Genomic DNA, 11218 nt, shown 5'->3' on the forward strand with positions numbered 1-11218 from the left:
CGCCTCCAGATCCGCCGACAGGCCGCACCGCCTTCGCCAGCCGAACGCTGCCACGAACCGCTCGGGGCATTAACCTCAACGATCTGTTGCCACACCGTTCGGTCGCTACGCCGTCCGATTTTCACGCCGTCCGGGCGGCCCCGATCTCACCCGTCAACCGCGGTCATCGCCACGTCCCACCGGGGGCGTTAACCTTAATGTTCGGTATACCCGAGCCATTCAGTCGCCATACGCGTGCCATACGCTTTCCATACACAGGGCAGACCGCATGATTCCCGCTTGGCGGCTGCCCGCTTCCGCGTTAACGGATGGCCATGCTCGACCATGACGACATCCATCCGCTCTTCGCCGGGGCGCCCGCGACGACCGAGTTCCGCAAGCTGAGGAAACGGCTCGTCCGCCAGGTGCGCGAGGCGATCGACACCTACGGCATGGTCATCCCCGACACCCGCTGGCTGGTCTGCCTGTCGGGCGGCAAGGACAGCTACACGCTGCTCGCCATCCTGCACGAACTGCAATGGCGCGGCCTTCTGCCGGTGGACCTTCTGGCCTGCAATCTCGACCAGGGGCAGCCGGGATTCCCCGCGACGGTCCTGCCGAAATTCCTTGAGGAACGGGGGGTTGCGCACCGGATCGAGTATGCGGACACCTATTCCATCGTCATGGACAAGACCCGCCCCGGCGGCACGATGTGCGCCATGTGCTCCCGCCTGCGCCGCGCCAATCTCTACCGCATCGCGCGGGAGGAGGGCTGCTCCACCATCGTGCTCGGCCACCACCGCGACGACCTGCTGGAGACGTTCTTCATGAACCTCTTCCACGGCGGAAAGCTCGCGACCATGCCGCCCAAGCTCCTGAACGACGAGGGCGATTTGACGCTGGTGCGACCGCTCTCCTACGTGGCCGAGGCCGATTGCGCGAAATTCGCGGCGGCCCTCGACTATCCCATCATCCCCTGCGACCTCTGCGGCAGCCAGGACGGCCTGCAACGCCAGCAAATCAAGGCGATCCTCGACGGATGGGAGGCGCGCAGCCCCGGTCGGCGACAGGTGATCTTCAAGGCGCTGACCAACGCCAACGCGAGCCACCTCGCCGATCCGCGACTGTTCGATTTCGCGGCGCTGATGCCCGCGGCGGGGGGCGACCCGGAATCCCCTTGACCTCGCGCCCCTTGGCCTGTTGAACCCGCAGGGACTTCACGAAATGCGCGTTCAGGGGCCGTAGGTCTATGCAAGACGACAACAAGAATTTGATCCTCGCGATGGCGCTCAGCCTGATCGTCCTTCTCGGCTGGAGCGTGCTGTTCCCGCCCGAGGAGCAGACACCGCTGGACCAGGCGCAGCTTCAGGAGCAGCAGCAGGAGCTCGGCGACCTGACCGACGGCGCGCCCGGCGTGACCGGTGGCGACGCGGCCGCCGTGCCCGCCGAGAGCCGGGACGAGGTGGTCGCGGACAGCCCCCGCATCCAGATCGAGAGCGGCCACCTCTCCGGCTCGCTCTCGCTGACCGGCGGGCGCATCGACGACCTGCACCTGATCGAATATCGCGAGACGCTGGACGAGGACAGCGACACCGTCACGCTCCTGAACCCGCGCGGGGGCCCGCGCTCCTACTACGTGCAGCATGGCTGGGCGCCGGGCGGCGGGCTCGCCCCCGATCTCGTCCCCGGCTCCGCCACCGAGTGGCAGGTCGAAAGCGGTGAGACCCTGACCCCCGACAGCCCCGTCACGCTGGTCTGGGACAATGGCGAGGGCCTGACCTTCCGCAAGCGCTTCGCGGTCGACGACGACTACATGTTCACCGTGACCCAGTCGGTCGAGAACACGACCGAGGACAGCCTGCGCATGTATCCCTACGGCGTCGTCGCCCGGATCGGGGAGCCCGAGACGGTGGGCTTCTACATCCTTCACGAGGGTATCGTGCGCGCCATCGACGGCCAGATCGCCGAGATCGACTATGACGAGCTGCCCGATTTCGACTTCTCCCAGCGCGAAGGCGCGAACGTGGAGATCGTCGAGGCGGCGGAGAGCGGCTGGATCGGCTTCACCGACAAGTACTGGATGACCGCCCTGATCCCGCAGGAGGGGCCGTTCTCTACCGTCGCGCGCTACAACGAGCGGGCCGACAGCTACCAGACGCAGGTGCGCCTGCCGGTGCGCGACGTGCCCGCGGGCGCCACGGTCGAAAGCACCACGCAGGTCTTCGCCGGCGCGAAGGAGCGTGAGGTCCTGACCCGCTACGAGGAGGCGGGCGTGTCGAACTTTGTCGACTCGATCGACTGGGGCTGGTTCTACTTCCTGACCAAGCCGATCCACTGGTTGCTGGGCGCGTTCTATTCCGTGATCGGCAATTACGGCTGGTCGATCATCGCGCTGACCCTGTTCATCAAGGCTCTGCTGTTCCCGCTGGCCTACAAGTCCTACGTCTCGATGTCGAAGATGAAGAAGCTTCAGCCCGAGATGGAGAAGATCAAGGAGAAGGCCGGCGACGACCGCATGAAGCTCCAGCAGGAGATGATGGCGCTCTACAAGAAGGAGAAGGTGAACCCCGCCGCGGGCTGTCTGCCGATCCTGTTGCAGATCCCGATCTTCTTCTCGCTCTACAAGGTGCTGTTCGTCGCGATCGAGATGCGCCAGGCGCCCTTCTTCGGCTGGGTGCAGGATCTCTCCGCCCCCGATCCGACCTCGTGGATGAACCTGTTCGGGCTGCTGCCCTGGGGCGCGCCGGATCCGGCGAGCTTCGTCGCGATCCTGTCGATCGGCGTCTGGCCGATCCTGATGGGCATCACCATGTGGCTGCAGCAGAAGCTGAACCCGGCCCCCGCCGACAAAACGCAGGCGATGATCTTCGCCTGGCTGCCTTTCGTCTTCATGTTCATGCTGGGCGGCTTCGCCGCCGGTCTGGTGATCTACTGGGTGGCCAACAACACCATCACCTTCCTGCAGCAATACGCGATCATGCGCAGCCAGGGGGTGAAGGTCGACCTGCTCGGCAACATCCTGAAGAAGAACAAGGCCGAGGCGAAGTGATGCGCGTCTCCGCCCTCTGGCGGCATCCGGTCAAGGGTGTCGGGGCGGAGCGGCTGACCCGGACGGCGCTGGTGCCGGGTCGGTGCCTGCCGGGCGACCGCGCCTTCGCCATCGCGCAGGAGGGCGTGGAGGCCGACGGGTCGTGGATGCCCTGCCGCAACTTCGTGCGCGGCGCGAAGGCGGGGACGCTGATGGCCGTGGGCGCGCGGACGGAGGGCGCGCGCACGACCTTCTCGCATCCCGAGCGGCCCGAGCTGACCGTCCGCCTGCCCGAGGAGGGCGCGCGGCTCGTCGACTGGATCGCGCCCCTCTATCCCGCCAACCGGCCCGCGCCGACCAGACTGATCGCGGCGACCGAGCAGGGCATGACCGATGCCGACTTCCCGTCGATCTCCATTCTGTCGGACGCCTCGCGCGCCGAGCTGGAGGCGAAGGTCGGCCACCCGCTCGACCGGCGGCGGTTCCGCGGCAACATCTGGCTGGAGGGGCTGGAGCCCTGGGCCGAGTGGGACTGGATCGGCCGTCGCATCCGCATCGGCGGGGCGGTGCTGGAGGTGCGCGAGCGCAACACACGCTGCCGCGCGACCCATTCCGACCCGGTGACGGGGCGCGAGGACACGGACGTGCTGCGTCACCTCTTCGACGGCTGGGGCCACCGCGACTTCGGCGTCTACGCCGTCTGCATCGAGGGCGGCGAGGTGGCCGAGGGCGACGAGGCGGCTCTGGCATGACCGGACCGGACCCCGACACGCTGCACCCGATGCCGAGCTATCGCGGCGCGACCTTCCTGCGCCCGCTGGCGGGCGAGCGCGCGAATGTCGAGATCGGCGAATACGCCTACTACGACGATCGGCACGAGACCGGTGACTTCTTCGACCGCAACGTGCTGCAGCATTACGACTTCATCGGCGACCGGCTGGTGATCGGCCGGTTCTGCGCGCTGGCCTATGGCGTGCAGATCCACATGAATGGCGGCACCCATGCGATGGGCGGCTTTTCCACCTACCCGTTCAACATCTTCGGCGGCGGCTGGGAAGAGGGCTTCGACCCCGCGACCTGGGATGCGGAGCACAAGGGCGACACCGTGATCGGCCCCGATGTCTGGATCGGGACCGAGGCGAAGCTGATGCCCGGTGTCACCATTGGCGCGGGCGCGATCGTCGCGGCGCATTCCGTGGTGACGAGGGACGTGCGCCCCTATGCGGTGGTCGGCGGCAACCCCGCGCGCGAGCTGCGCCGCCGCTTCGACGACGAGACGGTGGAGCGGCTGCTCGACATCGCGTGGTGGGACTGGCCGGTGGAGAAGATTTCGCGCAATCTCGACGCCATCCGCGGGGCCGACCTTGCACGGCTGATCGCGGCGGAGTAGCTCGTGGCCCCTGTCGGAGCCTCCGGCGGGGATATTTGACGGAAGTGAAAGGGCGGGCGCGTGGAGCTTCAATTCGGAACGGCGGAACGGCCCGACGACGCAGGCCTCGCGGCCGGGCGCGCGCTGTTCAACGGTGAGACCGACTTCCTCAAGGGCGTGGTCGCGATGGACGGCCTGCCGCCCGCCGACCGGATCGAGTTCTGCATGGCGGGGCGGTCGAATGTCGGAAAATCGAGCCTGATCAACGCGCTGACGGGACGCAAGGCGCTGGCACGGACCTCCAACACACCCGGCCGCACGCAGGAGATCAATTTCTTCACCATCGCGGACACGCATTACATGGTGGACCTGCCCGGCTACGGATTCGCCAAGGCGCCGGTCGCGGTGGTCGCCAAGTGGCAGGAGCTGCTGAAGGCCTATCTGGCAGGTCGCCAGACCCTGCGCCGGGTCTTCCTGCTGATCGACAGCCGCCACGGGGCAAAGGCAGTGGACGAGGAAATCATGTCGCTGCTCGACCGCGCCGCTGTCCCCTTCCAGACCGTGCTGACCAAGATCGACAAGCCGCGCAAGTCGGAGCTCGACGCCTCGCTGGAGCGTACCCGCGCGGTTCTGGCGAAGCATCCGACCGCCTACCCCGAGATCGTGCTGACCTCCTCCGAGAAGGGCGACGGGGTGGAAACCCTGCGCGCCATCGTGGCAGGACTGGTCTGACCCGACCGCCTCAGAGGACGAGAGACATGGAGAAATCCGCCGCAATGAAACGCGACTGGCTCGCCACCGCGCGCACGCTCAGCGAGGCGCTTCCCTACCTGCAACGCTATGACGGGGCCACGGTGGTGGTGAAGTTCGGCGGGCACGCCATGTCCGACGACGCGGCGATGGAGCAGTTCGCCCGCGACATCGTCCTGATGAAGCAGTGCAACGTGCACCCGGTGATCGTCCATGGCGGCGGCCCGCAGATCAACCAGATGCTGGAGCGGCTGGCCATCAAGTCCGACTTCGTCGACGGCAAGCGCGTGACCGACAAGGCCACCGTCGAGGTGGTCGAGATGGTGCTGGCGGGCAAGATCAACAAGCAGATCGTGCAGGCCATCAACGATCAGGGCGGCCGCGCGGTCGGCCTGTCGGGCAAGGACGCGAAGCTGATCGTCTGCGAGAAGGCCAAGAAGACGAAGAAGGATCCCGAAAGCAATATCGAGCGGGTGCTCGATCTTGGCTATGTTGGCGAGCCGGTGGAGGTACACCCGGAGGTCCTGCGCACCTTCATCGACAGCGACTTCATCCCCGTGGTCGCGCCCATCGGCGCGGGGCGGCACGGCGAGACCTTCAACATCAACGGCGACACCGCCGCCGGGGCCATCGCGGGCGCGATGAAGGCGGACCGGCTGCTGCTGCTGACCGACGTGGCGGGTGTGAAGGACGCGGATGGCGACGTCATCACGCAGCTGACGCCCGCGCATGTGCGCGACCTGACCGAGAGCGGCGTGATCGCGGGCGGCATGATTCCCAAGACCGAGACGGCGCTCGATGCCATCGCCAAAGGCGTGGGCGCGGTGGTCATCCTTGACGGGCGCGCGCCCCATGCCTGCCTGCTGGAGCTGTTCACCGAGCACGGTGCCGGCACGCTCATCATCCCGTGACCCGCGCGGAGCTGGAGGCGGCGCTCGGAGAGCACGCCCTGCTGCTGGCAGGACTGGCCGAGGGCGGGCGCGTGGCGTTGCTCGCCCCCGACACGCGGCGATTCTGGGCGCATCTCGACACGCAGCCCGAGGCGCACGACGGCCTGCCCGACCGGGTGGACCGTTGGTCGGCCCGCGTGATCGGCGCATTGGCGGATCGGTTCGGGGCCGAGCCGATGCTGCCCTTCGGCGGCCCGCCCTGGCATCCGTTCATCGCCTGGGCGGCAGAGAGCGGGCAGGCCTGGCCCTCTCCGGTAACGTTGCTGGTTCACGCGCGGATGGGTCTGTGGGTGTCGTTCCGCGGCGCGTTGCGCCTGCCGGAACCGCTGCCCGCCCTGCCCGAGCCCGCGCGTCCCTGCGCCCCCTGCCCGGCCCCGTGCCGCACGGCCTGCCCGGTCGATGCGCTGACGTCGGACGGTTATGACGCAGCGTCATGCAAGGCGCATGTGATGAGCGATCAGGGGCTTGCCTGCCGGACCGGTTGCCTGGTGCGCAAGGCATGCCCCGTGGGGCGCGATTTCGCCTTGCCCCCGGCGCAGGCCCGGCACCATATGCGGGCGTTCACGGGCGAAGAGCCTTGATTGTGACAGCCAAGTGGAGCGCAATTTCCCCATGAAGCGAATCCTCGTCATCCGCCATGCCAAATCCTCCTGGTCCGACCCCGACCAGCCGGATATCGAGCGTCCGCTCAACCAGCGCGGGCGGCTGAGCGCGCCCCTGATGGCGGCGCAGATCCTCGAATGGGACGTGGTGCCCGATGCGGTCTGGGTCTCGCCCTCGCGCCGCACGCAGGAAACGTGGGAGCGGATGCGCCCCGTGCTCGGCGCGGGCAAGGCGAAGGTGCATGACGCGATCTACATGGGCGACCCCGCGGCCCTGCGCGATGTCCTGCGTGAGACGAAGGGCGCCGAGACGGTGGCGATCGTCGGGCATCAGCCCGGTGTCAGCGCGCTGGTGCGCAAGCTGTCGGACGGCAAGATCGGGACGAGCTGCGCGCGCGCCTTTTCCAGCTACCCGACCGCGGCGGTGTCGCTGCTGCAGGCCGATATCGCCGATTGGGCGGATCTCGACTGGAAGTCCTGCGACTTCCGGCAATTCGCGGTGCCCAAGGACCTGGTCTGAATTGTCGCGGGAACCCGGCGGCCCCCTTGCAGCTTGATCCATTGCGTCACACATTGATGACAGGGACGTGGAGGGGAATCGAATGAGTTTCGTTGAGCGTGTATTGGCGGCGATTGAGGTGTTCGCGACCGGCCGCAATCTCTCCATCCTGCGCGAGATCGCGGCGGCGACCGGCCGGTCCACCCTCGTGCTGGCCGGCATGACCCGCGACGAGATCGTCGAGAGCATCCGCGCCGCGGGCATTCCGCTGTCCGATGTGCCCGATCATGTCGCCAACGCACTGGGGCTCGTGCGGGCCCGCTGATTGCTTACCCTGACGCTGCGCCGTAATGTCTATCCGGTCTTGACCGGAGAACACGCATGGCGACCGAGGCTGCAGCCGATCCCTTTCTCGTATCCGCCGCGGTGTTCCTCGGCTCCGCCGCCATCGCGGTCCCGATATTCAAGTATCTCAAGCTGGGGTCGGTTCTCGGCTACCTCGCCGCGGGCGCGCTGATCGGCCCTTACGGGCTTGGCTTGTTCTACGATGTGGAGGGGGTGCTGCATTTCGCCGAGTTCGGCGTGGTGCTGCTGTTGTTCGTCATCGGGTTGGAACTCAGGCCGTCTCGGCTGTGGCGGCTCCGGGCGGACATATTCGGGCTCGGCACCCTCCAGATCGTGTTGAGCGGCATCGCCATCGGACTGATTGCCCTGATGTCGGGGCTGACGACCGAGGCCGCGATCGTCGCGGGCGGGGCGCTGGCGCTCAGTTCCACAGCCTTCGGTGTGCAGATCCTGCGGGAGAAGGGCGACCTGACCCTGCCCTATGGCGACCGGGCCTTCTCGATCCTGCTGGCGCAAGACCTCGCGATCGTGCCGCTCTTCACCCTCGTCACCATCCTCGGGCCTGCCGCGACGATGGAGGGCAACATGTGGGTGCAGGGCGGCATCGCGCTCGGCGCGGTCGTTGCGCTCTATGTCGTCATCCGCTACGCGATGCGGCCCTTCTTCCGGATGATCGCGGCCACCGGCTCGAACGAGATCTTCGTCGCCGCCGCCCTGCTGGTGGTGGCAGGCTCGGCCCTCCTGATGGATGTGGCGGGGCTGTCGATGGCGATGGGCGCGTTCATCGCGGGCGTGCTGTTGGCCGAAAGCGAGTTCCGCCACCAGCTGGAGACGGATATCGAGCCGTTCCGGGGCCTGCTGCTGGGCCTGTTCTTCATGGGCTTCGGGATGACGCTGGATTGGTCGCTGATCGCCCGGTTCTGGTGGGTGGTGATCGGCGGCGCGGTCGGGCTCTTCGCGCTGAAGGCCGCGATCCTCTACGCCCTCACGCGGCTGTTCCGCAGCCCGCATCCCGACAGCCTGCGCATCGCCGCGACCATCGGCCAGGGCGGGGAATTCGCCTTCGTCATGGTCTCGCTCGCTACCTCCGCCGGGATCATGGCAGGCACCGTGCCCGCGATTCTGTCGGCCATCGTCACGCTGTCGATGGTCGTGACGCCTGCCGCCGTCGCCTTGGCCGAGCGTCTGACCACGCGCGAGGAGGACGAGGACACGGACGGGATGGAGGGCCCCGAGGCCGCCGATCAGACCCGCGTGATCGTCGCAGGCTTCGGCCGTGTCGGGCAGATCGTGGCGCGCCTGATGCGGATGCGCGGCATCGACGTGACGATCATCGACAACTCGCCCCGCCGCATCCGCATAGCCGAGACCTTCGGCACCCGCATCTATTTCGGCGACGCGACCCGCCTCGACATCCTCGACACCGCGGGCGCGGGCGAGGCGGACCTGCTGTTCCTGTGCATCAACGATCGCGACGGGGCGGTCGGCACGGTGGAGAAGCTCAAGGAGCGGTTCCCCAACCTCCTGATCTATGCCGACACTTACGATCGCTTCTCGGAAAACCTGATGCGCTCCGCCGGGGCCGACTACGTGATCCGTGAGACCTTCGAAAGCGCGCTGGCCCTGGGCCGCGCGGGGCTCGAAGCGCTCGGCGACGGCGAGATCTGCGACGAACTGGTCGCCGAGTTCCGCCGCCGCGACGAGGAGCGCCTGCAACTCGAAACCGAATACGGCTCGCTCAAGGCGCTGGAGATGCTGCGCGAAAAGTACGCGCTCGATGAGGAATGATCAGCGCAGCCACCAGCTGACGTCATGTGGCGCGATGCGCCCCTTGGGCGCGCCGGGGATGTGCTTGGCGAGCTTCCAGTCGCGGTCCGCATAGTTGATGGCGAAGCGCCATTGCCCCGCGTCGCGGATGCGCAAACCCGCGGGCAGGTCCAGCACCTCCAGCCCCGCCTCCGTCGCAGCCTCGCCCAGGATCCGGTGCATCGCCGACTCGTCCGGCCAGCCGCCCAGATACTGCCGCCGCACGGTGCCGATGCGGGCAGGCACGCCGTCCTCCGCGACCTCCAGCGCCTCGCCCTCCAGCACCTCGCGCCAGAACTGGAAGCCGCCGCCCTCGGGTAGGCGGATCGGCATGTCGGAGCGCAGGCTCTCGACCCGCGCGACGGTGCCAGGCACGCCGGGCAGGTTCGGCCCCATGGGGACGGGGATCTGCATATCCGGCGTCTTGCAGCCCGTGCGCGGCCCCGCGACCACGACGCCCTCGAAAGTCGTCAGACTGGCCGCGAGCGCTCCCCAATGCATCAGCCCCGGCACCAAGACCATCGCGTAGCCGTCGAGCGGCGCATCGGGCGGCAGGATATCGACGCTGAGGCCGAGCCGCCGCAGCCCGCGGTAGAAATCGTAGCTCAGCCGGAACTGGTCGAACTCCGCCCCCTGCGGCTGCGCGGCCCAGGCCCAGCAGCTCTCGTAGTCGAAGATCAGCGCGACCGGGGCCTGAGACGCCTCGATCTCCATCCCCGCCGCCTCCGCCGTGACTTGGGCGGCCTCGCCCAGCGCGGGGGCTGCCTCGCTGTCGGGTCGCAGAAGCCCCGCGTGGTACTGCTCCTGCGCCATGGGGGCCTGCCGCCAGCGGAAATAGCACACGGCCTCCGCACCATGCGCGAACGCCTCCCACGCCCAAAGGCGCGCCATCCCCGGCGCGGGGTCCGGGTTGTGCGGTGCCCAGTTCACCGGCCCCGGCTGCTGCTCCATCACCCACCAGCGCCCGCGCCCCACCGCGCGATAGAGGTCGTGGTGGAACGCCTGGAAATCCACGTCGCCCGACCGGGCGAAACGGCGCTTGAAGTCGTCGTCGCGGTCCGAGCGATCCTCCAGGAACCCCATCGGGTAGCTGTCCCAACTCGCGATATCGAGATCGGCCCCGACCGCGTAGTGATCGAACTCCACCGTCCGGCCCATGTAGTTGTGGATCAGCGGCGCATCCGTCAGATCGCGCAGCACCTCGACCTGCGCGCGGTTGAACCGCACCACCTGATCGGAGGAAAAGCGCATGAAATCGACCACATGGCTCGGGTTCGGTTCGGTCACGGTGAGGTTCGGCAGGAACACCTCCCCGAAATGCCGGTACTCCATCGACCAGAACACGTTGCCCCAGGCGCGGTTCAGCGTGTCGATATCGCCATATTTCGCCTCCAGCCACGCGCGGAATGCTCCGCAGGCCGCGTCCGAATAGCTGATCACCGTGTCATGGCAGCCATACTCGTTGTCGATCTGCCAGGCCGCGACACGGGGGTTGCGCCCGTAGCGCTCACCCATCAACCGGGCGATGCGCGCCGCTTCCTCGCGGTAGCCGTCATGGCTGAAACAGTAGTGCCGGCGCGAGCCGAAGCCGCGCACTTGCCCCTTCTCGTCGAGCGCGAACATGCCCGGATGCTTCTCGCAGACCCAGCGCGGCGGCGTGGCGGTCGGGGTCCCCATCACCACCTTCAGCCCAGCGGTGCCCAGCACCTCGACCGCCCGGTCGAGCCAGTCCCAGTCGAACGCGCCCTCCTCGCGCTCCAGCCGCGACCAGGCGAATTCGCCGATGCGAACCCAGGCAAGCCCCGTCTCGACCATGCGCGCGGCATCCTCGGGCCATTGCGCCTCGGGCCAGTGCTCGGGGTAGTAGCAGACGCCCAGTTCCGGTTTCAC

At 67.8% G+C, this 11218-nt stretch carries 11 protein-coding genes; 10 read left to right on the top strand and 1 reads right to left on the bottom strand.

All coding sequences use genetic code 11. The features are described from left to right. Positions 1–314 precede the first annotated feature (314 nt). The 10 genes from ttcA (at position 315) to RX333_RS03625 (ending at position 9310) form a co-directional block, all read left to right on the top strand. The gene (gene ttcA, locus RX333_RS03580; protein ID WP_316013607.1) at positions 315–1160 is read left to right on the top strand and encodes a tRNA 2-thiocytidine(32) synthetase TtcA; all 846 of its coding nucleotides are present in this window, start codon (positions 315–317) and stop codon (positions 1158–1160) included. Between the two features lie 68 nt (positions 1161–1228). Next, positions 1229–3028, top strand: a complete 1800-nt coding sequence (gene yidC, locus RX333_RS03585; protein WP_316013547.1) for a membrane protein insertase YidC — start codon at positions 1229–1231, stop codon at positions 3026–3028. After that, entirely contained in the window at positions 3028–3759 is a 732-nt protein-coding gene (locus RX333_RS03590) for an MOSC domain-containing protein (protein ID WP_316013548.1), read from the top strand. The genes yidC and RX333_RS03590 overlap by 1 nt, the downstream gene beginning before the upstream one ends. Continuing rightward, the gene (locus RX333_RS03595; RefSeq protein ID WP_316013549.1) at positions 3756–4397 is read left to right on the top strand and encodes a CatB-related O-acetyltransferase; all 642 of its coding nucleotides are present in this window, start codon (positions 3756–3758) and stop codon (positions 4395–4397) included. Before RX333_RS03590 ends, RX333_RS03595 begins: the two co-directional genes overlap by 4 nt. 60 nt (positions 4398–4457) lie before the next feature. Beyond that, positions 4458–5108 (top strand): ribosome biogenesis GTP-binding protein YihA/YsxC, encoded by a 651-nt coding sequence (yihA, locus tag RX333_RS03600; RefSeq protein ID WP_316013550.1) that lies wholly within the window; start codon positions 4458–4460, stop codon positions 5106–5108. Between the two features lie 26 nt (positions 5109–5134). After that, the gene (gene argB, locus RX333_RS03605; protein WP_316013551.1) at positions 5135–6037 is read left to right on the top strand and encodes an acetylglutamate kinase; all 903 of its coding nucleotides are present in this window, start codon (positions 5135–5137) and stop codon (positions 6035–6037) included. Continuing rightward, the gene (locus RX333_RS03610) at positions 6034–6657 is read left to right on the top strand and encodes a ferredoxin (RefSeq protein ID WP_316013552.1); all 624 of its coding nucleotides are present in this window, start codon (positions 6034–6036) and stop codon (positions 6655–6657) included. The genes argB and RX333_RS03610 overlap by 4 nt, the downstream gene beginning before the upstream one ends. Before the next feature lie 31 nt (positions 6658–6688). Then, positions 6689–7198: a SixA phosphatase family protein gene (locus tag RX333_RS03615; protein WP_316013553.1), complete on the top strand. Its 510-nt coding sequence runs from the start codon at positions 6689–6691 to the stop codon at positions 7196–7198. An 82-nt stretch (positions 7199–7280) separates the two neighbouring features. Then, a complete protein-coding gene (locus RX333_RS03620) occupies positions 7281–7502 on the top strand; it encodes a hypothetical protein (RefSeq protein WP_316013554.1) in 222 nt (73 codons plus the stop codon). Positions 7503–7558: 56 nt separating this feature from the next. Further along, a complete protein-coding gene (locus RX333_RS03625; RefSeq protein ID WP_316013555.1) occupies positions 7559–9310 on the top strand; it encodes a monovalent cation:proton antiporter-2 (CPA2) family protein in 1752 nt (583 codons plus the stop codon). Here the strand turns inward: RX333_RS03625 and RX333_RS03630 are convergent, their stop codons facing one another. Beyond that, on the bottom strand, positions 9311–11218 hold the full coding sequence (locus RX333_RS03630) for a beta-galactosidase (protein WP_316013608.1): 1908 nt from the start codon (positions 11216–11218) through the stop codon (positions 9311–9313). It abuts the gene before it with no gap.

This window comes from Roseobacter sp. HKCCA0434 (assembly GCF_032464675.1).
Taxonomy (GTDB): domain Bacteria; phylum Pseudomonadota; class Alphaproteobacteria; order Rhodobacterales; family Rhodobacteraceae; genus Pontivivens.